This window comes from Mesorhizobium sp. M4B.F.Ca.ET.214.01.1.1, assembly GCF_004791545.1.
In the GTDB taxonomy this organism is placed as follows: domain Bacteria; phylum Pseudomonadota; class Alphaproteobacteria; order Rhizobiales; family Rhizobiaceae; genus Mesorhizobium; species Mesorhizobium abyssinicae.
The window spans coordinates 61,391-85,322 of the sequence record NZ_SRUX01000009.1; the positions used below are offsets into that span (position 1 = coordinate 61,391).

The 23,932-nt window shown below is 64.9% G+C and carries 22 protein-coding genes and 1 tRNA gene; 14 read left to right on the top strand and 9 right to left on the bottom strand.

The annotated features are described in order from the left end of the window. Window positions 1-248: 248 nt before the first annotated feature. Window positions 249-1,613: a magnesium transporter gene (mgtE, locus tag EN857_RS18675; RefSeq protein ID WP_135858442.1), complete on the top strand. Its 1,365-nt coding sequence runs from the start codon at window positions 249-251 to the stop codon at window positions 1,611-1,613. A gap of 59 nt (window positions 1,614-1,672) precedes the next feature. Here the strand turns inward: mgtE and gor are convergent, their stop codons facing one another. The 3 genes from gor to rpiA form a co-directional block, all read right to left on the bottom strand. Further along, window positions 1,673-3,061, bottom strand: a complete 1,389-nt coding sequence (gor, locus tag EN857_RS18680; protein WP_127391627.1) for a glutathione-disulfide reductase — start codon at window positions 3,059-3,061, stop codon at window positions 1,673-1,675. A 118-nt stretch (window positions 3,062-3,179) separates the two neighbouring features. Then, window positions 3,180-3,791: a DUF2059 domain-containing protein gene (locus EN857_RS18685; protein ID WP_127391626.1), complete on the bottom strand. Its 612-nt coding sequence runs from the start codon at window positions 3,789-3,791 to the stop codon at window positions 3,180-3,182. After that, on the bottom strand, window positions 3,778-4,512 hold the full coding sequence (rpiA, locus tag EN857_RS18690) for a ribose-5-phosphate isomerase RpiA (protein ID WP_348630783.1): 735 nt from the start codon (window positions 4,510-4,512) through the stop codon (window positions 3,778-3,780). The genes EN857_RS18685 and rpiA overlap by 14 nt, the downstream gene beginning before the upstream one ends. A 164-nt stretch (window positions 4,513-4,676) precedes the next feature. On the opposite strand from rpiA, the gene EN857_RS18695 reads away from it, so the two are divergent. From EN857_RS18695 to EN857_RS18705, 3 genes are all read left to right on the top strand, one after another. Continuing rightward, window positions 4,677-5,357 (top strand): phosphoglycolate phosphatase, encoded by a 681-nt coding sequence (locus EN857_RS18695; protein WP_127286701.1) that lies wholly within the window; start codon window positions 4,677-4,679, stop codon window positions 5,355-5,357. A 129-nt stretch (window positions 5,358-5,486) separates the two neighbouring features. Continuing rightward, window positions 5,487-5,561: transfer RNA gene (locus tag EN857_RS18700), tRNA-Val, on the top strand. Window positions 5,562-6,021: 460 nt separating this feature from the next. Further along, window positions 6,022-6,708, top strand: coding sequence for a Crp/Fnr family transcriptional regulator (locus EN857_RS18705; protein ID WP_127391624.1), 687 nt, complete (start codon window positions 6,022-6,024; stop codon window positions 6,706-6,708). A 29-nt stretch (window positions 6,709-6,737) separates the two neighbouring features. Here EN857_RS18705 and EN857_RS18710 read toward each other — a convergent pair whose 3' ends face one another. Together EN857_RS18710 and EN857_RS18715 are read right to left on the bottom strand one after the other, a co-directional pair. Beyond that, complete coding sequence (locus tag EN857_RS18710) at window positions 6,738-10,988, bottom strand: cytochrome P450 (RefSeq protein WP_127391623.1); 4,251 nt, start codon at window positions 10,986-10,988, stop codon at window positions 6,738-6,740. A gap of 129 nt (window positions 10,989-11,117) precedes the next feature. Continuing rightward, window positions 11,118-12,902: an adenylate/guanylate cyclase domain-containing protein gene (locus EN857_RS18715; RefSeq protein WP_127391622.1), complete on the bottom strand. Its 1,785-nt coding sequence runs from the start codon at window positions 12,900-12,902 to the stop codon at window positions 11,118-11,120. Window positions 12,903-13,323: 421 nt separating this feature from the next. On the opposite strand from EN857_RS18715, the gene EN857_RS18720 reads away from it, so the two are divergent. Both EN857_RS18720 and EN857_RS18725 read left to right on the top strand, forming a co-directional pair. Beyond that, entirely contained in the window at window positions 13,324-13,590 is a 267-nt protein-coding gene (locus EN857_RS18720) for a PepSY domain-containing protein (RefSeq protein ID WP_127283130.1), read from the top strand. Between the two features lie 177 nt (window positions 13,591-13,767). Beyond that, complete coding sequence (locus EN857_RS18725) at window positions 13,768-14,205, top strand: hypothetical protein (protein ID WP_127283142.1); 438 nt, start codon at window positions 13,768-13,770, stop codon at window positions 14,203-14,205. 9 nt (window positions 14,206-14,214) lie between these two features. Here the strand turns inward: EN857_RS18725 and EN857_RS18730 are convergent, their stop codons facing one another. Beyond that, entirely contained in the window at window positions 14,215-16,104 is a 1,890-nt protein-coding gene (locus tag EN857_RS18730; RefSeq protein WP_128346618.1) for a murein L,D-transpeptidase, read from the bottom strand. Window positions 16,105-16,512: 408 nt separating this feature from the next. Between EN857_RS18730 and EN857_RS18735 the strand changes: the two genes are divergently transcribed. After that, window positions 16,513-16,914 carry a rhodanese-like domain-containing protein gene (locus EN857_RS18735; RefSeq protein WP_127394087.1) on the top strand — a complete coding sequence of 134 codons (402 nt, stop codon included), beginning with the start codon at window positions 16,513-16,515 and terminating at the stop codon, window positions 16,912-16,914. Window positions 16,915-16,921: 7 nt separating this feature from the next. On the opposite strand, the gene EN857_RS18740 is transcribed toward EN857_RS18735, so the two are convergent. Beyond that, entirely contained in the window at window positions 16,922-17,833 is a 912-nt protein-coding gene (locus EN857_RS18740) for an alpha/beta fold hydrolase (protein ID WP_128346617.1), read from the bottom strand. Window positions 17,834-17,880: 47 nt separating this feature from the next. Here EN857_RS18740 and EN857_RS18745 point away from each other — a divergent pair, with 47 nt between their 5' ends. Beyond that, a complete protein-coding gene (locus tag EN857_RS18745; RefSeq protein ID WP_135858440.1) occupies window positions 17,881-18,333 on the top strand; it encodes a MarR family transcriptional regulator in 453 nt (150 codons plus the stop codon). A gap of 66 nt (window positions 18,334-18,399) precedes the next feature. On the opposite strand, the gene EN857_RS18750 is transcribed toward EN857_RS18745, so the two are convergent. Beyond that, the gene (locus EN857_RS18750; protein WP_127391893.1) at window positions 18,400-19,011 is read right to left on the bottom strand and encodes a pyridoxamine 5'-phosphate oxidase family protein; all 612 of its coding nucleotides are present in this window, start codon (window positions 19,009-19,011) and stop codon (window positions 18,400-18,402) included. Between the two features lie 74 nt (window positions 19,012-19,085). After that, on the bottom strand, window positions 19,086-19,439 hold the full coding sequence (locus EN857_RS18755; RefSeq protein WP_127283136.1) for a DUF971 domain-containing protein: 354 nt from the start codon (window positions 19,437-19,439) through the stop codon (window positions 19,086-19,088). 200 nt (window positions 19,440-19,639) lie between these two features. Here EN857_RS18755 and moaA point away from each other — a divergent pair, with 200 nt between their 5' ends. From moaA to mobB, 6 genes are all read left to right on the top strand, one after another. Then, window positions 19,640-20,635: a GTP 3',8-cyclase MoaA gene (moaA, locus tag EN857_RS18760; RefSeq protein ID WP_127283137.1), complete on the top strand. Its 996-nt coding sequence runs from the start codon at window positions 19,640-19,642 to the stop codon at window positions 20,633-20,635. Between the two features lie 52 nt (window positions 20,636-20,687). Beyond that, window positions 20,688-21,161, top strand: coding sequence for a hypothetical protein (locus EN857_RS18765; protein WP_127283138.1), 474 nt, complete (start codon window positions 20,688-20,690; stop codon window positions 21,159-21,161). Window positions 21,162-21,282: 121 nt separating this feature from the next. Beyond that, complete coding sequence (locus tag EN857_RS18770; RefSeq protein WP_127391891.1) at window positions 21,283-21,639, top strand: hypothetical protein; 357 nt, start codon at window positions 21,283-21,285, stop codon at window positions 21,637-21,639. A 121-nt stretch (window positions 21,640-21,760) separates the two neighbouring features. Then, a complete protein-coding gene (locus tag EN857_RS18775; RefSeq protein WP_127391890.1) occupies window positions 21,761-22,681 on the top strand; it encodes a DMT family transporter in 921 nt (306 codons plus the stop codon). 60 nt (window positions 22,682-22,741) lie between these two features. Beyond that, on the top strand, window positions 22,742-23,368 hold the full coding sequence (gene mobA, locus EN857_RS18780; protein ID WP_127391889.1) for a molybdenum cofactor guanylyltransferase MobA: 627 nt from the start codon (window positions 22,742-22,744) through the stop codon (window positions 23,366-23,368). Further along, window positions 23,365-23,874, top strand: coding sequence for a molybdopterin-guanine dinucleotide biosynthesis protein B (gene mobB / locus EN857_RS18785; protein ID WP_127287050.1), 510 nt, complete (start codon window positions 23,365-23,367; stop codon window positions 23,872-23,874). Before mobA ends, mobB begins: the two co-directional genes overlap by 4 nt. Window positions 23,875-23,932 lie beyond the last annotated feature (58 nt).

The following is a 23,932-nucleotide window of genomic DNA, read 5'->3' on the forward strand; positions in this document are numbered from 1 at the left end:
GTTCCTTGGGCCGTTGAACGGCGATCACAGTGTCGCGATCTTGCCATTGGCCGCGGTTTTCCCGCGCCCTTGCGATTGACTCGGGCCGAGGCGCTCCTATGTTGCGCCGGCTCGCAGAATTCAAACCCGAACCCGCGAGCAGAAAGGTCAACCCGCCATGCCTGGCGACAGTCACAGTCGAACGCAATCGCCGTCCGCCTTGACGTGACCTGACGGCTCACGTCCTGCCGGACGGCAAGGAGTGAGCCATGAACGAATTCGTACCCGTCTTGGACGACGAAGCCATCGCCGTCGCCCGTGTCCTTGCCAACGACCACGTCGCCGACGTCGTCGAGGCGCTGAACCACGAACCACGCGAAACAGCCATCGAGCTGCTTTGCGCCGTGCCTTTCGAGCGCCTGGTCGAGATCTTCGACCAACCGCAACTCGAAAGCGCCCCGGAGCTCGTCGAAGCCCTGCCGCGCGCCAAGGCCAGCAAGCTCTTGACCGCCATGTCCGTCGACCGCGCGGCCGACATTTTGCGCGAGCTCGATGAGCCGGCCCGTTCCGAACTGCTCGGCGCGCTCGCGCCGCCGCTGCGCGCGACGCTGCTATCCATTCTGGGTTATCCGGAGGGCAGCGCCGCGTCGATCATGACGACGGAATTCGTCAGCGTGCCTTCGGACTGGACCGTCGGCCGCACCCTCGACTACATCCGCAAGGTCGAACGCACCCGCGAGACCGTCTACGCGATCTACATCGTCGATCCGGAGACGCACCTTCTGGTGCGCTCGACCGGACTGCGCCGTCTGATTACCGGCGAGCCCGACGATCCTATCCTGTCGGTGGCGCCGGATCGTGCGCCGGTGACCGTCACCCCCCTGACCGACCGAGAGACGCTGGCGCAGACGATCTCCAAATACGACCTGCTCGCCGTGCCGGTGGTCGATCATGGCAAGATCCTCGGCATCGTCACCATCGACGACATCATCGACACGATGGTCGAGGAGACGACCGAGGACGTGCATCGTTTCGGCGGCATGGAGGCGCTCGACGAGCCCTATATGAAGATGGGCTTCCTCGCCATGATCCAGAAACGCGGCGGCTGGCTCTGCGCGCTGTTCATCAGCGAGATGCTGACCGCCAATGCCATGCAAAGCTATGAGGGCGAGTTGGAGAAGGCGATCGTGCTCACCCTCTTCATTCCGCTGATCATGAGTTCCGGGGGCAACTCCGGCTCGCAGGCGACGTCGCTGGTCATCCGGGCGCTGGCGCTGCGCGAGATCAGCCTTGGCGACTGGTGGCGGGTGGCGCTGCGCGAACTGCCGACCGGCCTGGTGCTCGGGGCGATCCTCGGCGTCGTCGGCATCTGCCGTATCACGCTGTGGCAGTATTTCGGCTTCTACGACTACGGCCCACACTGGGAACGGATTGCGGCCACGGTAGGCGCCGCGTTGGTCGGCATCGTCACCTTCGGCTCGCTCTCCGGCTCGATGCTGCCGTTCGCGCTGAAGCGCATCGGCTTCGATCCGGCCAGCGCCTCGGCGCCGTTCGTCGCCACGCTGGTCGACGTCACCGGCCTGGTGATCTACTTCTCGGTGGCGCTGGTGATCCTGCGCGGCACGCTGCTGTAGACCGCTAGCAAGGCCGTCGCCCACAGAATTGGTGGCGGCCTTGCGATATGCGCACGATCTCAGACGCGCTCGCCGTCCTTCACGCGGTAGGTCGGCTTGTACATGGTGACCAGCTCTTCCGCCGCCGTCGGGTGCACGGCCATGGTGCGGTCGAAATCTTCCTTGGTCAGTCCTGCTTTCAGTGGGATCCCCAGAAGCTGCGCCATCTCGCCGGCATCCGGCCCGAGGATATGGGCGCCGAGCACCTTCCGAGACGCGCCGTCTACCACCAGCTTCATCAGCATCTTCTCGTCGCGGCCGGAGAGCGTATGCCGCATCGGCCGAAAGCTGGCGCGGTAGATCTCGATGTCGGCAAAGCGTTTGACCGCCTCGTCCTCCGACAGGCCGACAGTGCCGATCTCCGGCTGCGAGAACACCGCCGTCGGGATTGTGTCATGGTCGGGCGCGGTCGGGTTGCCTTTGAAGGCGGTCTCGATGAAGCACATCGCCTCGTGAATCGCCACCGGCGTCAACTGCACGCGGTTGGTGACGTCGCCGATCGCCCAGATGTTGTCGATATTGGTGCGCGAATATTTGTCGACATTGATGGCGCCGGTCTTGCTGAGCTCGATGCCAACTCCCTCCAGGCCCATGTTCTCGGTGTTTGGGATGCGGCCGATGGCGAGCATCACCTGGTCGACGGTCAGCACCTTGCCGCCGGTGACGAGCGCGTCCAGGCGCCCATCCGGCCGCTTGCGCACCCATTCCGACACCGCATGGCACAGGATCCTGATGCCCTTCTTCTCCATCGTCTCGTGCAGCGTGCGCCTGAGGTCCATGTCGAAGCGGGAAAGGATCTCCTTGCCGCGATAGACCAGCGTGGTCTCGACGCCGAGCCCGTGGAAGATGTTGGCGAATTCGACGGCGATATAGCCGCCGCCCTCGACCATGATCGCCTTCGGCAATTGCTTGAGGTCGAAGGCTTCGTTGGAGAAGATGCAGTGCTCGTGGCCGACGAGGGCCGGATGTGGTGCCGGGCGCCCGCCGGTGGCGATCAGTATCTGGTCGGCGGTGACGGTGCGGTCGTCGCCGAGCAGATGCACCACATGTGGGTCGACCAGCATGGCGCGCGAATGGAACGTCTCGCCGCCGGCACCTTTCACATTCTTCTCGTAGATCGCTTCCAGCCGGGCGATCTCACGGTCCTTGTTGGCGACCAGCATCGGCCAGTCGAAGCTGGCCTCGGGCACCGTCCAGCCGTAACCGGCGGCATCTGCGAAATGCTCCGGAAACTGCGAGGCGTAGACGTAAAGCTTCTTCGGCACGCAGCCGCGGATGACGCAGGTGCCGCCATAGCGGTATTCCTCGGCGATGCCGACGCGCTTGCCGAGTGCGGCCGCGACACGGGCCGCCCGCACCCCGCCGGAGCCGCCGCCGATGACGAAAAGATCGTAGTCGTAAGCGGTCATCACGGAACTCCTGCAGAGAAAGGCCGAGGCACAGGTAGGCTGCCGGGCGGCAAAAGAAAAGCCCGGACAAAGCCGGGCTTTCTGGTCCAGCGGCCGTCATGCCGCCTGTAAAGGCAAATCAGTTCTGCGTGTTGTCGGCAGGCGCCTCGCCATCGGCCGGAGCGTCGCCATCGGCGGGGGCGGCAGGAGCGCTCGCATCGGCGGGCGCAGGCGCCGCCGGAGCGGCGGCCTTCGACGCGGCGGCAAGCGTTTCGCCGACCTGCTGGGCGAGATCGCGGGCCACGCCGTTCTGCCAGATGTCGGCTGCCTTGACGAGATCGCGCGTCACCGCAGGGCCGCTGTCGAGCAGCTTCTTGCCCGAATCGGAGCCGTAGAAGGTGGCGATGTCGTTGAGTTCCTTTTCGGAGAACACCTTGGCATAGGCAAGGGCGGCCTCCTTTTCGAGATCGGCGCGCCGCGCCGCCAGCGCCATCGCCTTTTCGGTAACGGTCTTGCCGATCAGTTCCTGCATGTCGGGGTTCTTCTGGATCAGCTGGTTCTCGAGCGCCGCCGCCGCCTGCGGCAGGATGTTGTCGAACGGGTCGGTGGCGTGGATCGCGGCAACCGCGGCCCGCGCGGCCTTGAGATGCGATTCGGAGACGTCCTGCGAAAACGCCGGCGAGGACAGCGCAAGGACAGCCGAAGCCGCCAGAGCGGCCGAGAAGCGGCGAACCCGGTTATGCAACATCATGGTCGATAGAACTCCCTGGTTTTCGGGCGGCATGGACGGTTTGGATGCCTTCGCCGCCGGCGATGATGGCCGCTGAAGCCAGCCCGATGAAAAGACCGTGCTCGACAACGCCTGGAATGGCATGGAGAGCATTCGAAAGCGCTCTTGTATCCGGAATGCGGCCAAAAGATGCATCGAGGATAAAATGGCCGCCGTCTGTAACAAAAGGCTGGCTCCCCGTCATCCTCAATGTAATCGGACCGGCAAGGCCGAGGCTCGCGGCCGCCGCGGTCACCGCGATCTCGGTCGCGCGCAGGCCGAACTTGTTGACTTCGATCGGCAGCGGAAAGCGGCCAAGCGTCTCCACCATCTTGGACTGGTCGGCAATCACGATCATGCGCGCGGAGGCAGCCGCGACGATCTTCTCGCGCAGCAGCGCGCCGCCGCCCCCCTTGATCAGGGTGAGCTCCGGGTCGACTTCGTCTGCGCCGTCGACGGTAAGGTCGAGCTCCGGGGTCTCCTCGAGCGTCGAGAGCGGCACGCCGAGTTCGCTGCAGAGTGCTGCGGTGCGCTCCGAGGTCGGCACGCCGATGATCCGGAGCCCGGTGGCGACCTTCTCGGCGAGCAGCCGCACGAACTCCTCGGCCGTCGACCCCGTGCCGATGCCGAGCCGCATGCCGTCGCTGACATGGCCAAGGGCGGACCGCGCGGCTTCGACCTTCAGTTGCCTGGCATCCATGATTGCACGTCGTCCCCGGGAAAGGCTGATTTGGGCGCTCCTAGCATTTTTGCCCGCGCGGTCAAAGGCCGCGCTTGTGCTTAAGGCCTGTGGATTGACCAAGCCGGCTTGCCTGATCGGGACGCAGGGGTTATCGCCTCTGGCGACGCAACCGTACAGGACTGCCCATGACCCGACCGATCATCGTGTTCGACCTCGACGGGACGCTGGTCGACACGGCGCCGGACCTGCTCGACAGCTTGAACCACAGCCTGGCGGCCAATGCGCTGGCGGCTGTCGACGAGGCCGGCTTCAAGCGCTTCGTCGGCCATGGCGGGCGGGTGATGATCGAGCGGGCGCATGCCGCGCAGCAGCGGGCGCTGGCGGTGGAGGAGCATGACCGGCTGCTGCAGCTGTTCCTCGACCACTACACGCTCAACATTCCCGGCAAGTCGCGCCCCTACCCCGGCGTTGTCGAGGCGCTCGACCGCTTCAAGGCCGCCGGTTATTTGCTGGCGATCTGCACCAACAAATACGAGGGCAATTCGGTGGCGCTGATCGGCGCGCTTGGCCTGGCGCGGTATTTCGCCGCGATCGCCGGCCAGGACACCTTCGCCTTCCGCAAGCCCGACCCGCGCCATCTCACCGAAACCATCAGGCTGGCCGGCGGCGACCCGCACCGCGCGGTGATGGTCGGCGATTCGCAGACCGACATCGATACCGCCAAGGCCGCCGGCATTCCGGTGGTGGCCGTCGATTTCGGCTACACCGAGCGCCATGTCAGGGAATTCGAGCCGTCGGCGGTGATCTCGCATTTCGACGCGCTGACGCTCGGCCTGGCCGAGCGGCTGATCGACGCCGCGGCCTGAGCAAAAACAAGGCCGTATCCGGTCCGCCGATCCCGCAATCGCGATCCTTCGGGGACCAGCGGCACATCGCTTGACTTCGGCAGCCTGCCTCCCTTATATCGCGGCTCGCTTGGCCTTCGGGCAACGAGCGGGCGATTAGCTCAGCGGGAGAGCACACCCTTCACACGGGTGGGGTCGCAGGTTCAATCCCTGCATCGCCCACCATCCAACCTGACGAAACGGTTGGATGGCTGGCCTTCACTGAATTGCACCGGCACTCTTGGGAAGCCCTTCACGCGACGGGCCGCCACCATGCCTGCGCGCGCCGGCAATCGCGTGGCCCGCCGCGATGTGACAGCCTTCACAGACCTTCAGCGGGTTCTCGCGCAACGTAAAGCGGCTCGGCCAACATATGTCGGCCAGCCGAGTGAAGTCTGCGCGATCTGGAAGGCAACCGGTCCAGGTAGGGATTTTCGATCGCCGGACGTTTCACAGTTGCCGTCCGCGCGCGTCACGGCTCCTCCCGCCGCGCGCGCGGACGGCCTTCCGCGCACTGCGCATCGGGCACCAGATGGGGGCAACGCCGCGCCATCTGACCGCGCAACTGCATGGATCAACGCCGGGGGCTTTGACGCCGTCCTTTGTTGCCGTAAACTTCGGCGAGGGCGGCAATCGGGACATCAACATGGCTTTCGCCAGCGCGAACGACAGGAACGACCTGCCGCGCCTGGCGCGGATCGATCCGCGCCAGTTCGAACTTCTGTTCAGCGGCTGCAAGGTCGAGCGCTATGCCGCCGGCCAGCACCTCTTCGTCCAGGAGGATGCCGCCGACCGCATCTACGGCGTCATGAGCGGCACTGTGGAGATCTCGATCTATTCGCCGGGCGGCCAGAAGCTGGTCGCCAATATCGAATTGTCGCGCAGCCTGGTCGGCGAGATCGGCGCGCTCGACGGACGCCCGCGCACGGCAACCGCCATCTGCCTCACCGCGTGCGAGCTGGTTTCGCTAAGCCGCGCGCAACTCTTTGATCGGATTGAGAAAAATCCCCCGCTTGCGCGCGCCATGATCGATTTGCTGTGCGCCCGGCTGCGCTGGGTCAGCGGCGAGCTCGGCGATCAGGCCTTCTTCGGCATCGAGGCCAGGCTGGCCAAGCGGCTGGTGTTCCTGGGCGGCGTGATGGCCGACGGGGACGGCTGGATACCGATCTCGCAATCGGAGCTGGGGGAGTTCCTTGGCGCGACGCGCGAGTCGGTCAACAAGACGCTGAACGACTGGCGCAGCCGCCGGATCATCGACATTAAGCGCGGCGGCCTGCGCATAACCGACGCCAGGGCGCTCAGTACCATTGCCGAATCGCAGGACGACGACTGAGGGCCTCATTTCGCCATTCGGCACCCGAATCAGAGCCGCGAGATCAGATAGCGCAGCGCGGATTTGCCGGGCATGAAGAAATAGCCCCCTCCCCGCGTGGTGACGAATTGCGGTATCCCTTTCAGCACCGTTACGCCTTCCCAGGACGGGATGGTGAACCTGCCGTCGCCGCTGCGCGAGCCGATCGTCGGATCCTTTTCGCCGACCAGCCCCTGGAACGAGGTCGATGAGACCCAGGTCTGCTGCATGAATTCGTACTGGCGCTCGATGTCCGCGTTGAGGCACATGAACAGCAGGCCCTTCTCGACCTTTGCACCCTTCCGGTCCTGCTTCTGGTAGGGGCGGCCGACGCGGATGATGCGGTGGCGCTTGCCGATCTGGGTCTGCGTCTCGCGGTCCTCGCCAAGCGAGTCGCGCGGATTGGAGCGGCGTATGTGGGCGCCGAGCGGGCAGCGGTGTCCCTGCGGATCCTCGACGCCGAGGGTGAAATCATTGTCGACGCCGCGTCCGGGGCGGCCGTCCGGGTTGCGCACCAGCGAGCTGCCGTCCGGCCAGCGGCCGAGCATCTTGGCGGCCACCCAGCGCGGCGTGATCGCCGGATTGCCGGTCTCGCCCGCTGCCTGCGCGGCGGCCGCCTTGCAGTAATCCTCGAAGCGTTCGACGTGCTGTTCGAACTGGCGCATCACGAGGAAGGAGCCGTTGCGGCCGAAATCGTGCGGCGGTGGCGGCTGTCCGGCGATCTGCCGGTTGCGGCGCACGGCCGACAGGATGCCGGAGCGGTCCTGCGCGGCCGGAACGGAGGGTGAAGCCGGATAGAAGCCGTGCTCGTCGCGATAGCCGAACAGGAATTCGCCGGGCGCGACCAGATGCATGGGTGCAGCACCCGCGTTGGCCCGCGCCGTGCCCCTGACGATCGGTTGCGAGACACCGTCGACGAAGCCGAAATGCTCGACCGCGCGCTTGCCTTCCCGCTTCACCGCGAGCGGCAGTTCCGAAACCAGCACCATCCCCGCGCCCGACGTCTTCTTCTTCAGCGAAGCAAGCTCGGTTTTCAGCATCTCGGGGCTTTCCGCATAGCAGACGACGACGGCGTGCACCGGTTTCTGCAGTGAACCCCACTGCCAATTGTCGGGAACGCTGTCGCCGAGATCGTCCAGGATACGGCTGCGTTCGGGATTGCCCATGCCGTGGCGAAAGGCGACGGGGAACGTGCCGAGCGGGTCGCCGTCGACGCCGCCGCCCAGTCCGAGGCGGCGAAGGCCGTCAGGGCCGAATGCCAGCGTCAAGGCGCGTTCGCGCGGCACGCCATCGCCAAAACTCGCGCGGGCAACGACGAATTCGAGCCAGGCCTTGCGGCTTGCCCTGGACAGGGTCTCCGGTATGGCGATCGCCAACATATGCGCATGCGCAAGCGCTCCGAACGGACCGAAGAAGATGGACTGGATCTCGCCGGTTTCGAGCTGCTGCTCGAGCGGCGGCGGGAAGGCCGAACTGATATTGGCCAGCAGCGAGGTTGTTTTCTGAACGGCGGTTCTTTCGGTCGCCAGCCGCGGCAGCGAACCGAACAGGCTCAGCCAGTCGCGCGCCTCGTTGTCGCTAGCCGAAGCGATGCCGCGCCTGATCCGGGAATTGATCCGGATGGCCGCGGTATTGAGCTCGCGGTAGGCCGAATACCAGAACAAGGTCGGCACCTGCTGCCGCCGTGCCCAGCGCTTGAACCGGTCGCCGTCGCGCGCGCCATCGAGGAAGAGCCAGCGCGTGCGCGGATAGCCCTCGGTGTTGCTCCACACACCGGTGAGCCCGGAAGCGGCCTTGGCGATGAAATCCTCCAGGTAGCTTTCCCAGCTGCCGCCATAGTTGGAGAAGAACATCAGCCTGTTGGTGCCTGGCAAAAGCACCCAGCGGGCGAAATGGATGGTGTTGATGGTGCCGAGGAAGCCTGGCCGGTACACTTTCCGGGCCGTGATCGAGATCAGATAGAAAGACAGCCTGAGCGCCAGCCGCCGCAGGAGTCCGGCCTTCATCGTCGAGATCGCCGTCATATGGTTTTGCGCGGCGCGATCCTCATGCACGATGATCTTGTCCAGCGCCTGCAGGTCGACCGGCGTGTTATGCGGACGGTCGATGTCTTCGAGGCGCCGCAAGGCGATGAAGCAGACGCCAAGCGCCACCGCGATCATCGCGATGAGCCCGAGCACGGCTAGCAGAAGCGCGGTGCCGGCAATGGCGATGGTGGCGAAGCTGAGACCGCTCGGATCGCCGAACACCAGCTTGTAGGTCAACTTCCAGGAGACGAGCACCACGACCGCGACGGCCACCAGCATTGGCGGCGCCAGCAGCGTGGTGGTGATGGCCCGCCACCATTTTCCGGGCGGGCTTTCGAGCAGGCTTTCAGCCGGCTGGAAAGCCCAGTCGAACCTGCCCAGCGAGCGCACGTGCCGGCGCGCCTCGGCGAGCACGGCGGCGGCGTCGCCATTGCCGGCGCGCGGCCGCTCGGCGATGTCGCGCACGATGCCGGCAAGCTCGGCTTCGGCCAGGATGCGGCGGACCGAATGACCCGGCGTGCCGGAAAACACCAGTCCTGCATTGCTGCCGAAGGATGGCGATATCTCGATATTGTGCTGGCGCAGGAAGTCGCTCAGCGCGCCGCCATCTGGCAGGCCGCAGACGTCCTTGAAGATCGGCCGCAGCCGGTGGCCGATGGCCTGGGAGACGGCATCGATGACCTCGCTGGCGCTGCCGTCGCCGGAGATTTCGAGAACCAGAGCGCCTTTCTCGACGCCGGAAGCGTCCTCGATTTCGCCGGTGCCGGCCACGGCGAGGCTGGTGAAGTGAATGGTGCCGGCGGTGTCGAGCGCGGCGCTCATCTCCTCGATGGCCGGATTGTCGAGCATGGCGACCTTGTCGCGGATGGCGTCCAGCGGCACGGACCGGACGACCGGACAGACCACTGTCACCATCGACTGATCGACGGTGTGGCAGAACGCCGGCTGCTCGAAATCGACCTTGAGGCTTTCCGGATAGGCGCCGATGTTGGTAAGGCGTCCGGCCCTGCCGCTGGCGCGGCGCAGCTTCTCCTTGCCGAACAGCGCGCGCAGGCTTTCGCCGATCTGGATCCTGGCGATCTCGGCGCCGATGCACAGATGGATGCCGTGCCCGAACACCAGATAGTCGCGATGCGGGCGCGTTGTGTCGAAATCGTTCGGGTTCTGCACCGCGTCAGGGTCGAACATCGCCGACAGTGTCGCCGGCATCACCACCGTTCCGGCCTTCACCAGCCGCTCGCGGCGCGTCCCCCTGGCGATGGTCGCGTCGCGCGAGGTATAGCGCCACGGGCCGACCCAGATCGGCTTGAAGCGCATGGCCTCCATGATCGCCCGGTCCAGCTTCGCCGTGTCGTTTTCGGCGAGCGCCGCGTCGATGGCCTGCCTGGCATCGGGCCGCGACAGGATGACGTCCAGGCAATTGCCGCCGGCCAGCACATTGGTCGGCACGAAGCCGGCGATCATGCCCAGCATGATCGAATGGATGTCCGGGCGCGACAGCCGGCCCTGGTCGAGCAAGGCGACAAGCCGCGCCAGCGGCTGGTCCTTCTGGCCCTTTTCCCTGATCGCGTCGATGGAGCGGTCGATGACCTTGATCAACCGATCGCCGCCGACAACGGCAAGCTCGCGCGTGGCTGGTTTGGCCGTAGGATCGGAAAAGAACAGCGCGCTCAAGGCGATCGCCCAGTCGGCGAACTCGGATTCGTCGTCGATCTCAAGCCCGAAATAGTCGCGGCAGATATGCACCGGCAGGAGCTTCAGCAGCCCGGCGATGGCGTCGAAGCCGGGGCTCGCGGCCGTCATGATGTCCCTGGAATGGCGCGCCGCGATCGGTCGAACCTTGGCCTCGACCTCGGCCGGCGGAAAGGCGCTCAGCACCGACGATTTCATCTGCCGGTAGGCGGCGCCGTCCTGCATGCCGAGGATGAAATTCGAGCCCCGCGCCAGCTCGGCCATCTCCGGTCCGTAAGGCGTCTCGAACTCGTCGCCGCGCTCCAATATGTCGCGAACGTCGGCATTCCTGGTGACGAGCAGGAAATTGCCGAAACCGAGGTTTGGCTTGAAGCGGCGCAGCAGCGCGAGGGCCCAGCGGGGATCGTTGAAGAAGAAGCCGGCGATGCGCGAAGCCAGGCCGTTGGTGCGCAGCCGTTCGATGTCGAAAGGCGGCATTTCCGACAGCGGTCGCTGGCTTTTCTGGGCTGCGCGGACCTTATCGAAATACTTTAACTTGATCATTCGCGTTCAAGCCCCCCGGCTGTCCACGTCATTGCGATACCGGCCGTCTCATGGCCTAGGTTTGCATCGTTCCGGCGTATGTGATTCTCTTCACAGTCATGACATCCAGCCACCAGCCGGTCCGCGAAATCACGTCGCAGACCGCGCCAGTTCGAAATTGGCAATGAGGAATTCATTGGCGGATTTGTCGGCGAACGGTATCCAGCGCACGCGCTGTTCGGAGAAATCCGGATGCCTTGTCTCGAAAATTGCCAGTTCGCGCCTGGCCTCATCGGCGCGGCCGCTGCGCATAAGCGCGCCGATCTTCAGATACCTGGCGTAGAAATAGCCTGGCGACAGGTTGAGCGAGCGGTCGGCCGTGGCGATCACGGCCGGCCAGTTCTCGACGAAACTGTAGGCGACCGCCAGTTCTCCCAGATTGTGGAACCGATAGAGGTCGAAGGGGCTCAGCCGCTCGGTGTCGAGGAAGAACGGTATCGCGTCGGCGGCGTCGCCGAGCAAAAGCTTGGCGCTGCCCATGGCCGAGCGCGCGAAGGCAAAGCTCGGGTTGATGTGCAGCGCTTCCTTCAGATGCTCGATCGCGGCCCGCGGCTGTCCCCGCATGATATCGATGACGCCGAGATGGGCGTGCGGACGCGCATCCAGGCTGTCCATCAGCAAGGCCTTGCGCGCGTACTGCTGGACCTTGTCGAGGTCGTCGCTGTCGCCGAAACGCAGCCACGCCCGCCAAAAATACCACCATGCCAGCTCGTTCAGCACGGCGCTGGAATTGGGGTCCTCACGATAGGCCTTTTCGAAGAAATCCAGGGCGATCTCGGTATCGCCGCGCGTGCGCCGGTTCATGTGCCAGCGACCGCGCCGCACCAATTGCCAGGTCTCGAGGCTTTCCCACGGCACCTGGAAGGTGCGCGCCTGTTCGGCCCGGTCGACTTCCTTGTCGAGCATCGAGACGATCTCGCTGCCGATCTGGTCGCGCAGCTTGAAGATGTCGACGAGGTCGCGGTCGAAGCGCTGCGACCAGACCAGACGTCCATTCGACGTATCGGCCAGCGAAGTGTTGAGCCGGATCTGCCCGCCATTGCGCGTCAGCGTGCCACTGACGATGTAGCGCGCGCCGAGCGCATTGCCGATCACCCGGGTTCCCAGGCTGTCGTCGCGGAACTGGAAGCTGGAACTCTTGGCGATCACCGAAAGCCACCTCGTATTCGAGAGGCCGTAGATGATATCCTCGGCGATGCCATCGGCCATGTAGCCGACATCGCGCTCGCCGCCATTGCCTGCGAAAGGCAGCACGGCGATCGCTGGCGGGCCCTTGGGCGGCGCCTTTTGCGGGCTGAAGGCGGGAGAAATGGCAGCGAGCGGCGCCGACGGCGACGCTCCGCTGCCGCCGCCGCGGCCGGCTATCAGGACGCGCACCGGCAAGGCGATGTTCTTCAGCATGAATTCGCCGAGATCGGTGAACTCGGCGGCTGTCTTGTCCTTCACGTGGTGCCATGTCGTCTCCGAGATGGCCAGCCCGTCATGCGGCGCGAACTCCTGCAGCCTGGCGGCGATGTTGACGTCGTCGCCGTAGAGCCTCCCCTCGCGCACGATGACGTCGCCGGTGTTGATGCCGGCCCGGAACGGCATGCGCATGTCCTCGGCCACGGATGCATTGAGCGCGACGACCCTGCCCTGGAAATCGAAGGCGGCGCGCAGGGCCTCGATCGGGTTGCCGAATTCGGCCATGATGCTGTCGCCGGCATCGCCGAAGGTACGGCCGCCGAACGCGGCGCAACTGTCGGCGATGATGTCGCGCCGCTCCTCGAAGGCGGCGACGGCCAGCTCGTCGTCGATGCCCATCAATCGCGAGAATCCGACGGCGTCGATAGAAATGATGGTCGCCAGCTGACGGGTGTAGTTCCGTTCAGCCATGGTCAAAGCCCCCGGTCCCTGCTTGCGGTCCAGCACGGGCGACTTCCGCTTTGTTGAACACTTCGCCGTTTGCCGACGGAAAATCCTCGGCAGGCTCGGCGCGCCGTTGCCACCCTGTTATGTCGGCAAGTCTAACAGGGTCTTCGCAAAAGCTCTACCACGATCCGCTAATAGAACGCAGCGCGCGACCGGCTGCATGGTTAGCCGTTTGTTACTCAAGTTCTGCCTCGCGAATTTTCGCTTACGTATTGAAATATCATCGGTTTATATGTTTCAAACGTGGCGAAAGCACATCGACGACGGCGCCGCCCCGCGGTCCGCCATGCCGACCTGGAACAGGCGTTGTGCTCACTGGCGGAACCAACCGGGACGCGAGCGAGTTCCTTACGGCACACATGCGAGCACGAGATGAGGGGCTATCATGCGTACTGTTGTTTTGGCGACCGGCCTTACTGTTCTTCTCCTCGGTGGGCCGGCCTTCGCGGCCGATGCAAAGCCGCTGCCGCCGCCCAATGCCAAGAAACTGTCGGAAATCCTTGCCAAGGTCGAGCAACGCGCCGACTTCCGCTATGTGAAGGAAGTCGACTGGGACGATGGTGTCTACACCGTCACCTATTACACGACCGACCGGGCGAAGGTCGAAATCGCCTATGATCCGGTGACCGCCGAACCCAGCGAGGCCCGATAGAGGCGCGCTCGCGGCGCCCGCTCGGCCATCCGTACAGGGCGACCCTCCCGATCGCGGCGAACGCGAGCGCGAGCGCCGCCCCTTGCGTCGAACCGTCTTTGATGGCTGACTGCTGCTCCACGATTGCGGGCACGGGGGTGCGGGGCAGTGGTAAAACACGTATTGAAGCGCGTCCTGATGATGCTTGCCGGCTATCTGGTCGCGGTGCTTGTCGGGCTGATCGCGGTGGCGGCGATCTATGGGATACTCAGTTCGCTGCCCAACGCGCCAGCCTATTTCGACCTCATGGGCGTCAGTCCGATCGCGGTCCTGCTGGTGCCGCCGCTCGGCATGTTCGTCTACTTCCTGACGATCATCCTGACCTGGATGCAAACCCTCGTCTTCGCGCTGATCGCAGAGTTCTTTTCGTTGCGCAGCTTCCTGCTGCACATGGTCTTCGGCGCCATCGCGGCGGCGGCGGGTTTCGCGCTGATCTGGCCGGACGCGCCGGAGAGTCCGGAGCGCTGGGCCGACACGGGCATCATCGCCGCCGCCGGCTCGGTTGCCGGCCTGATCTACTGGCTGATCGCCGGGCGCGACGCCGGCTTCAGGCGTCCGCTTTTCGAGCGTGCCTGAGGGTGCCGACTAGCTCGCCGGAGACCGCACTGCCTCGGTCGCGTCGAGCGCCTGCATCAGCCGCGTGTCGCGATCATAGACGTCGTCGAAGTATTCGACATTGCCGGCCAGGTCGGGCCACGCGGTGAAATAGGCGACATAGACCGGGATGGTGCGGGTCACCTTTTCGGTCGAATGCCCGTGCTTCAGCTTCTCGGCGACATAGTCGACCGAGGTACCGAGCACCGCCGCCGCCATGCCGCGCGGGTCCTGCAGGCGCACGCAGCCATGGCTCAGCGCCCGCATGTCGCGCTCGAAGAAGGACTTCTGCGGCGTGTCGTGCATGTAGATGGCATGCTTGTTGGGGAACAGGATCTTCAGCTCGCCCAGAGCATTGGCCTCGCTCGGCTGCTGGCGCACGCTGTAGGGAATGTTGGCGCCGTAGGCGCCCCAATTGACCGCCGATGACGGCACGCGCCGCCCGCTCGAATCAGTCACCTCGTAGCCGGCGCGGTCGAGATAGCCGGGATCGTTGCGCAGCCTGGGCAGCATCTCGTTGACGATGATCGACTGCGGCACACCCCAATAGGGATGGAAATCGACCTGCTCGATCTGGTCGTAGAAGAAAGCGGTCTGGTTGGTGACCTTGCCGACGACGACGCGGGTCTTCAGCTTCTCTTCGCCATTGTCGATGTAGCTGGCGGTGAAGGCCGGTTGGTTGATGAAGACGCGCGGACTACCGAGGTCGGAAGGCAGCCAGCGCAGTTCTTCCAGCGCGACCTTGACCTTGGTGACCTTGTCGGCCTTGGAGGTTCCGGCCAGCGAAGCGACCGTGCGCGGCCCGATGACGCCGTCGCCCTTCATGCCGGCCCGCTTCTGCACCGCCTTGATGACCGGCACCAGCTCTGGATCGTAGAGTTCGCTCTTGCCCAGCCTGGCGAGGACGTCGCCATAGTCGCCGCCCATCTCGTCGTCGAGGTTGCGCGCGATCAGCGTCAAAAGCTTCGGCAGTTCGGGGCTGCTCTCGCCGGGCTTCAGCAACAGCTTGGGATCGACGACGATCTCGTTCTCCTCGCTCGCCTGCAGCGCTTCCAGCTCGACGCGCAGCGCCTGATACTCCGGGTTCTGCGGGTGTCGCGATTCCAGATAAGTGCGCACCTCCTGCGTATGCGCCAGCGTCTTCAGAACGCCTTCCATGTCCAGCGGCTTGGCCGGGAAATCATAGTAGCCGGTCATGCGATTGGGTTCGACGCGGCCGCTCTGGGCATCATGGGCATAGCGCAGCACGCGCGCCGACAGCGCCATCTCGAAGCGGACGAGCTCCTTCAGGCGCTCGTTCGCGCTGGCCGGGGATGACGCGGCTGGAACGTCGACCGTATAGTCGGCGGGCGTCAGGCCGTAGCTCGCCGCCTCGCCAAGTACCCGCACCGCATCCTGCGCGCGGCTGTTCGGAGCTGTATCCGTCACCCAGATGAAATCCGGGTTGGCCGAGTAATAAGCGATCAGCGCCTTGGCGATGTAGGGCTCGGCATAAAGCTCATAGTCTCCGAGTCCGGCGATCGCCTCATGGAAGGCATTGCCGGTCACCGACGGCACGAAGGCTGCGTCCTGTGGCTTCTCCGGCTCCGTTGCCGCTGCCGGCGCCGGCGACGACGTCAGCGCGGCGAAGTCGACACGCACCAGACGGTCGGCCTTGTAGGTGTAGTAGGACGGGCTGCTGATCTTGGAGCCGCCGCCACCCGGCACCTTGTTGGGCTTCGGCTTGGGCGGCGGCGGGAATTCGCCTTGCGGGTTATGCCGGACGCCGCCACCGAACAGCATGTCGAACAGGCCCTGTGCGCTCGCCTGCGGCATGCCGAGGCTCAGCGCCGCAGCGACCGCAAGCGGCATCACCGTGGCCTTGTTTCCGAAAATTCTCATGATCACCCGCTCCGGTTGTGAACCGGCTCCCGTTCCGCGCCGCTAGACGGTCACGCCCACCGCATGGCGGATGTAAGGCGCGATTATACCGATTCATACCGATTTCGTTAAGCTTCCATAAATTTCGGCGCGCCTGTTGCAGAACAGTTTCACAAGTTTGTGACGGCCTTGGGCGAACCGGCTTTGGCCTGTACCGGTTGCATCGGGCGCTGGCGCAGCAGTCCGTGATCGAGGCGGCGCCGGCGACGAATCAGCCCCCGGTCCGGCTCCGCCGGGGGACGATGCCGGACGGTTGTGGAGACGGCCGGGCGATGGAGGCATAGGCGCATCGCCGGCCTCGGCGCGGCGTGACAAACGTCGGCCGTTGTGCTGGAAATCCTCAAGACCAGCCTCGAGAGGTATGCGCCGGTGAAAAAGGGATATCGACAACTGCTCGATGAGGCCAATGCCGAGATCGAGGTGGTTTCGCCGGAGGAAGCGGCGGGGCTGATCGAGGACGAGGATACGATCTTCGTCGACCTGCGCGATCCGCGCGAAGTCGAGCGCGACGGCAGGATACCAGGCGCCAGGCATGTGACGCGCGGCATGCTGGAATTCTGGATCGATCCGGAAAGCCCCTACCACAAGCCGTTCTTCGCCTCGGGCAAGAGTTTTGTCTTCTTCTGCGCCGGCGGCTGGCGCTCGGCCCTGGCCACCAAGACGGCGCAGGACATGGGGCTTTCACCGGTCAAGCACATCCTCGGCGGTTTCACCGCCTGGAAAGCGGCCGGGCTGCCGGTCGAGCCCGGGCAGAAGAAGAATGCCGACTGACCGCGCTTCAATGCATGAGCGTCGATTCGCCATGCCCGATCGCGAAGCGGACGGCGTGTTCGACCACGCCCTTGTCGGCGAGGATGCGGCGATGGCCGAGCCCGTCGGCCCAATGCAGGCTGACGTGATCGCCGGCGCCGGCATAGCGCGTGGCATGGTCGGCCGAGACCTCGCGGTCGTCGGGCGCATGGATGACCAGCGTCGGCACCAGCGCTTCCGCTAGCTGGCGGTCGCCGGTGAATTCGCCGAGCGGCCTGCCGGAGAGCTTTTCGACGCGGTCGGCCATGGCAAGCTGCGAACGCGGACCGACATTGAGCATGCGGCTGAAGTCGGCGAAGATCGCCGGCAAGGAACTCGGCGCCGCGATCAGCACCAGCCTGTCGGCGGCAACGGGCTGGATGCCCCTGACGGAACCGGCGACGGCGTTGGCGGCAACGGCGCCGCCGAAGGAATGGCCGACGATCGCACTGAATGGCCCGAACCATTCGCCGGCGACCTTCGCCGCCTCGACCGCATTGACCATGTTCAGGCGGCGGCCCTGCGACTGGCCGTGGCCCGGCAGGTCGAGCGAGACGACCCTGTAGCCCGCCCGGCGATAGCCTTCGATCAGCGTGCGCATGTATTCGGTGCGCGAGCGCCAGCCATGGATGACGAGCACGGTGCCGGCGGCCGCCCTGCCGGGCTCGGATCGGAATTCATGCACCATGACGCAGCCGGTCTTCGTTTTCAGCCGGTGATGGCGCGCCTCGGTCATGAAGGCCGCAGCCCGGTCTACGGCGCGGCGTTCGCCGTCGCTGAGGGCTTTCACATTGGGCGTGCGGCAGAACAATTCGAACGCGGCCCGGCCGCTGAGGCGGGGCGCCACATGCTCGGCCGCGCCGAACACGCCCCGGATGACCTTCAGTCCAAATGATGCCATAGTGGCGATCCATCCATTCGTTCAAGCATGAACATAATAGTTCAAACATGAACATTAAACAAGACGTGCCCTGGGACAACCCGCGCTTTCGCAACTGGGTCGCGGTGGCGCGTGCCTGCCATGTGGTGGAGCGCACGCTGGCAGTGAAGCTGGTGCCGCTGGATCTCAAGCCGGCGCAGCTCGACGTGCTGATGAACCTCTACCGCCATCCCGGCATGTCGCAGCATGACCTAGCCCGCAAGCTCTTGGTCGGCCGTTCCAACATCACCATGCTGCTGCCGCAACTGGAAACCCGCGGCTTGCTGCGCCGCGAGGGCGACGAGAAGGACAAGCGCGTGCTCAGGCTCAGCCTGACCGTGGAAGGCGAAGCCCTGCTGATGCAGGCGCTGAAGGTTCACATGGCGCTGATCGAGAAGGCTATGAGCCAGTCGACTGCGGAGCAGTGCGACATGATCGGCGAGCAGATGCGCAAGATCGCCGATGTGCTGAAGGAAGCCTGAGCGCCGGGCGCTCTCCAGGAGTGTTGAGATTCAGGTCAGGCCGGCCTCACCTGAATAGCAACGCACCTACCACATCGTCTTCTTTGCCCGCTCTGGCCATTCCTTGTCATAGGTCTCGCCGTCGATGCTCTGGCGGCTGGTGACCTCGAGGATCCGGCCGGGCGTCGGCAGCGATTTCGGATCGACATGTTTCGCCGGGTTCCAGAGCTCCGACCGGACGATGGCGCGGGCGCACTGGAAATAGACCGAATCGACCGCAATCACCGTGACCGAACGCGCCGGCTTGCCGTCTACGGTGAACGAGGCGCAGACCTCGGCGTCGGTGGTGATATGAGCACGGCCGTTGACGCGCAGCGTGGTGCCGGACCCCGGCACCAGAAACAGCAGGCCGACGCGCGGATCGCGCAGGATGTTCTTCAGCGAATCGGCGCGATTGTTGCCGCGGCGGTCCGGCATCATCAGTGTCTTCGGATCGTGGATGCGCACGAAGCCGCCGAGGTCGCCGCGCGGCGAGCAGTCGAGCCCCTCCGGCCCGGCGGTCGCCAGTGCGGCGAAGGGCGAGGTCTCGATGAAGGCGGCGTATTCGGGAATGATGTGGTCGAGTTCCTTGACGATCGAGGCTTCGCCCGGAATGCCGTAGAGCGCTTCAAGCTGTTCGACTGATGTGATGACAGACATCTGTTTCGTCTCCGAACCTTTGCCGGCGCTACTCCACATCCATGACGCCTTGACGACAAGGCGGATGGCAAGACCTAACGGTCGCGACCGAGGCCTTTCTCGGTCAATTCGGCGAGATAGGCATTCCAGCGCGCCTCCTTCTCGTGACCAAGCGCATGCAGGTAGTTCCACGTGTAGATGCCGGTGTCGTGGAAGTCGTCGAAAGTGATGCGCACCGCATAATTGCCGACCGGCTCGATCTTGAGGATGGCGACATTGCGCTTGCCGGGCACGGTGACGCGCTGCTCCGGCGAATGGCCCTGCACTTCCGCCGAGGGCGACAGCACGCGCAGCAGCTCGGCCGGCAATTCGAACGGATGATGGTCCGGAAAGGTGACGGTAAGCAGCTTGCGGTCCTTCGAGACCCGGAGTTCCTTCGGCGCTGTCATGCGGATCGTTCCTGCGTCATTTCCACCCTTCCCTACGCTGCTTCGCCGCAGGCGAAAAGGCCATTGCAGGGCGGCCGACACGCGATGTCGGTGGGGGAATGTTACCAAAGATCAAGACCGGCTATCTTGAATGAAAGGCCGTATCGTATCACATAGCGGTATATAACGACGCCGTTCGCGGCCACGGGAAACGCAAAAGCATGGACATGATCGATCCTTTCGGTCGAACGATCAGCTACCTGCGCGTGTCGGTCACCGACCGCTGCGATTTCCGCTGCACCTATTGCATGGCCGAGGACATGACCTTCCTGCCCAAGAAGGATCTCCTGTCGCTTGAAGAGCTCGACCGGCTCTGCACCGTCTTCATCGAAAAGGGCGTGCGGAAACTGCGCCTCACCGGCGGCGAGCCGCTGGTGCGCAAGAACATCATGCACCTCGTGCGCCAGCTGTCGCGGCATCTGAAGAGCGGCGCGCTGGAAGAGCTGACGCTGACCACCAACGGCTCGCAGCTGTCGCGCTTCGCCGCCGAGCTCGCCGATTGCGGGGTCGAGCGCATCAACGTCTCGCTGGACACGCTCGACGCCGACAAGTTCCACCAGATCACCCGCTGGGGCCATCTCGGCAAGGTCATGGAAGGCATCGACGCCGCCCAGGCGGCCGGGCTGAAGGTCAAGCTCAACGCGGTGGCGCTGAAAGACTTCAACGACGAGGAACTGCCCGAGATGATGCGCTGGGCGCATGGCCGTGGCATGGACCTCACCGTCATCGAAACCATGCCGATGGGCGAAATCGACGCCGACCGCACCGACCAGTACCTGCCGCTGTCGTTGCTCAGGGCCCAGCTCGAGCGCCAGTTCACGCTGAGCGACATCCCCTACAAGACCGGCGGCCCGGCCCGTTACGTCCATGTCGCCGAGACCGGCGGCAGGCTAGGCTTCATCACCCCGATGACGCATAATTTCTGCGAAAGCTGCAACCGCGTCAGGCTGACCTGCACCGGCACCCTCTATATGTGCCTCGGTCAGGAAGACGCCGCCGACTTGCGCGCGCCGTTGCGTGCGTCCGAAGGCAACGAGCTGGTCTCCGCGGCAATCGAGGAGGCGATCGGGCGCAAGCCCAAGGGCCATGACTTCGTCATCGACCGCCGCACCAGCCGGCCGGCGGTGTCCCGGCATATGAGCGTCACCGGCGGCTGATCTTTTCCGCCATTGAGGCAAGGATCGCCTCCGTCATTGGCTGGAGACTGGCTTGAAGCACCTTTTCCCGACCCTGGCCATCGCAGCGTTGAGCATCGCAGCGGCAGCCAGCGCCGCGCCGTTCACCTACACCAATCAGCGCTTTGGCACCGTCTGCACCTTTCCGGACGAGATCTTCAGCATTCGCGAGCCCGAGCCGGAGAATGGCGACGGGCAGCAATGGAGCGCGCCCGACGGAGCCAGCCTGATCTGCTCTGGCATCCTCAACGTCGATGACGACACGCCGAAAAGCTTTGTCTCCTCCGAGAAGGCCAGCGCCGAGCCAGGCTACAAGATCACCTACAGCAAGGCCGGCAAGGATTGGGCGGTGCTGTCCGGCATCAAGGACGGCAAGATCTTCTACGAGCGACGCCTGTTCGGAAAGGACGGCGTCATCCGCACGGTCTGGATCGAGTATTCGCAAGCTCTGAAATCGAAATACGATCCGCTTGTTGGCGTCATTGCCGGAAGCCTCAAGGGGCCGTGAGCATTTTGCGCCACACCACGAAATAATCCTCGCCCGCCAAAGGGCGGCCGATTTACCGACTCGATGTTCCAGCCTAGCCTTCCAGTGGACGTGATTTTTTCACTCACAGGGGGAATGCAACATGCGCAAATTCATTCTTGCTCTTGCAATGCTCGGCTTTGCGGCGGCACCGGGGGCGGCGCAGTCGATCGGCGGCAACTATACGGTCGCCGGCACCAATTTCGACGGCTCCGCCTATGGTGGCGAGGCGACCATCACGCTGACCAGCGAGACGACCTGCACCATCCATTGGGAAACCGGCGGATCGTCGTCCGACGGCATCTGCATGCGCAACGACAATGCTTTCTCCGCCGGCTATGTGATGGGCAAGGAGATCGGCCTCGTCGTCTACAAGGTCGAGGAAGACGGCTCGCTGCACGGCCTCTGGACCATCGCCGGCAAGGAAAGCAGCGGCACCGAAGTGCTGACGCCGAAATAAGCCCTTTCGCCTTCGCGCCGATCTTTGCGGGCCACGGCGACAAACCGTGGCCCAGTGCTTTGGCGTTGCTGTTTTGCGGCCGGCTGATAGAGGCTGATCCAAAGCACAACCGGTGACGCCCTTGCCTCTTTCGCCAAACCTGCGCGGCGCGCTGTTCATGATGGTGGCCATGGTCGGCTTCACCCTCAACGACGCGATCACCAAATTCTCCTCCGAATCGATGAACATGGCGCAGGTCATGCTGATCCGCGGCGCCTTCGCCTCGCTGTTCGTCGGTCTGCTTGCCTGGCAACGCGGCGCGCTGGCAGCGCCACGGTCCATGCTGCAGCCGATGGTGGCGATGCGCGTGGCCGGCGAAGCCGGCGCCACGGTCTCGTTCCTGGTCGCGCTGGCGCACCTGCCGATCGCCAACGTCTCGGCGGTGCTGCAGGCGCTGCCGCTGGCAGTGACCATGGGCGCGGCGCTTTTCTTCGGCGAAGGTGTCGGCTGGCGGCGCTGGCTGGCGATTGCCGTCGGCTTCGCCGGGGTGCTGGTCATCGTGAGGCCGGGCTTCGAAGGCTTCAGCATCTATTCGCTGCTGGCGCTGGCGAGCGTCGCCTGCTGCGCGGTGCGCGATCTCTCCACCAGGCGCATCCCGCAAGCGATCCCGACGCTTCTGGTATCGACCGCCACGGCGCTGGCCATGACGGTGCTGGGTGCGGCGCTGCTCGCCCCGATGGGCGGCTGGACGCCGATGAGCGGCAGGGCCACCGCGCTCCTGGCGCTCGCCGCGGTGCTGGTGCTCATCGGCTACCAGTTCATCATCATGGCAATGCGCTCCGGCGACATCTCCTTCATCGCGCCGTTCCGCTACACCGCCCTGCTCTGGTCGATCCTGCTCGGCCTCGTCATCTTCGGCGACATTCCGGACCTGCCGATGGTCATCGGCGCCACCATCATCGTCGGCTCCGGCCTCTACGCGCTCTATCGCGAACGCATCGTCGGCCGGCGGCAGACCGCCGCCGAAAGCGCTGGACCTGACATGGCGCCGGACGGCATATAGGACCAAGCCTTGGGGAAGCGCCTGCTGGCGGCAATTCCGGGCGGCAAGAGACAGCGGACAATGGATCGCAACATAGCGGGCATCATCCTGGCCGGCGGCCAGTCGCGGCGCATGGGCGGCGGCGACAAGACCCTGCTCGAGCTTGGTGGCCGCAGCGTGCTCGACCATGTCGTCAAGCGTCTTGCTCCGCAGACCGGACCGCTGGCGCTAAGCGCCAATGGCGACCCGACGCGCTTCGCCAGCTTCGGGCTGCCCGTGCTTGCCGATACGGTGGAGGGGCATGCGGGACCGCTGGCCGGCATCCTGACCGGCATCGAGTGGGCGTCGATCGGCTGCGATGCCGTGGTCACGGTTGCCGGCGATACGCCCTTTTTCCCCAAAAATCTGGTCGAGCGACTGGCTGCGGCCGCCGACTCAAAGCCCGGATCGATCGCTGTCGCCAGCTCAGGCGGCAGGCGGCACCCGACATTCGCGCTCTGGCCGCTCGACGTTCATGATGCCTTGCGCCGGTTCCTGGTCGACGAGGACAACCGGCGGGTCTCTGCCTTCATCGACCGCCACGGCGTCGTCGAGGTGGAGTTTCCAATGCCGGCATCCGGCGGACATGCGATCGATCCCTTCTTCAACATCAACACGCCGGACGATCTTGCGATCGCCGAGCGACTGTTGCAGAGCATCGAGCAATGAACAGGCGCGTTTTTGGCATCACCGGCTGGAAGAATTCCGGCAAGACCACACTGACCGAGAAGCTGGTCGCCGAGTTGGCGCGGCGCGGCTGGACGGTCTCGACCGTGAAGCACGCCCATCATGATTTCGACATCGACAAGCCTGGCGCGGACTCCTTCCGCCACCGCCAGGCCGGCGCGACCGAGGTCGCGGTCGTGTCCGGTCGGCGCTGGGCGCTGATGCACGAATTGCGCAATGAGGAGGAGCCGACGCTCGAGGCGATCCTGGCGCGGCTGGCGCCGTCGGATATCGTGCTGGTCGAAGGCTACAAGCGCGAAGCGCACAAGAAGATCGAGACGCGGCGGCTCGACGCCAAGGACAGGACGCCGCTGTCGGCCAGCGATCCCAACATCGTCGCCATTGCCGCGGACTTCGCCGCCGAAGGCGGGAGCCTGCCGGTCTTCGATCTCGACGACGTCGCATCGATAGCGGACTTCGTCGAAGGCGTCTCGGGCCTGCGGCGCTGAGCGCGCCGGCGAAATAACTTTCAGCCGCCGCTAAACTTGTTCCCGGCCTCTAACCTAG

Coding starts and splice junctions, on each gene's coding strand:
- mgtE (WP_135858442.1), top strand. CDS start 249: ATGAACGAATTCGTACCCGTCTTGGACGACGAAGCCATCGCCGTCGCC.
- gor (WP_127391627.1), bottom strand. CDS start 3,061: ATGACCGCTTACGACTACGATCTTTTCGTCATCGGCGGCGGCTCCGGC.
- EN857_RS18685 (WP_127391626.1), bottom strand. CDS start 3,791: ATGATGTTGCATAACCGGGTTCGCCGCTTCTCGGCCGCTCTGGCGGCT.
- EN857_RS18695 (WP_127286701.1), top strand. CDS start 4,677: ATGACCCGACCGATCATCGTGTTCGACCTCGACGGGACGCTGGTCGAC.
- EN857_RS18705 (WP_127391624.1), top strand. CDS start 6,022: ATGGCTTTCGCCAGCGCGAACGACAGGAACGACCTGCCGCGCCTGGCG.
- EN857_RS18710 (WP_127391623.1), bottom strand. CDS start 10,988: ATGATCAAGTTAAAGTATTTCGATAAGGTCCGCGCAGCCCAGAAAAGC.
- EN857_RS18715 (WP_127391622.1), bottom strand. CDS start 12,902: ATGGCTGAACGGAACTACACCCGTCAGCTGGCGACCATCATTTCTATC.
- EN857_RS18720 (WP_127283130.1), top strand. CDS start 13,324: ATGCGTACTGTTGTTTTGGCGACCGGCCTTACTGTTCTTCTCCTCGGT.
- EN857_RS18725 (WP_127283142.1), top strand. CDS start 13,768: ATGATGCTTGCCGGCTATCTGGTCGCGGTGCTTGTCGGGCTGATCGCG.
- EN857_RS18730 (WP_128346618.1), bottom strand. CDS start 16,104: ATGAGAATTTTCGGAAACAAGGCCACGGTGATGCCGCTTGCGGTCGCT.
- EN857_RS18740 (WP_128346617.1), bottom strand. CDS start 17,833: ATGGCATCATTTGGACTGAAGGTCATCCGGGGCGTGTTCGGCGCGGCC.
- EN857_RS18745 (WP_135858440.1), top strand. CDS start 17,881: ATGAACATTAAACAAGACGTGCCCTGGGACAACCCGCGCTTTCGCAAC.
- EN857_RS18750 (WP_127391893.1), bottom strand. CDS start 19,011: ATGTCTGTCATCACATCAGTCGAACAGCTTGAAGCGCTCTACGGCATT.
- EN857_RS18755 (WP_127283136.1), bottom strand. CDS start 19,439: ATGACAGCGCCGAAGGAACTCCGGGTCTCGAAGGACCGCAAGCTGCTT.
- moaA (WP_127283137.1), top strand. CDS start 19,640: ATGGACATGATCGATCCTTTCGGTCGAACGATCAGCTACCTGCGCGTG.
- EN857_RS18770 (WP_127391891.1), top strand. CDS start 21,283: ATGCGCAAATTCATTCTTGCTCTTGCAATGCTCGGCTTTGCGGCGGCA.
- mobA (WP_127391889.1), top strand. CDS start 22,742: ATGGATCGCAACATAGCGGGCATCATCCTGGCCGGCGGCCAGTCGCGG.
- mobB (WP_127287050.1), top strand. CDS start 23,365: ATGAACAGGCGCGTTTTTGGCATCACCGGCTGGAAGAATTCCGGCAAG.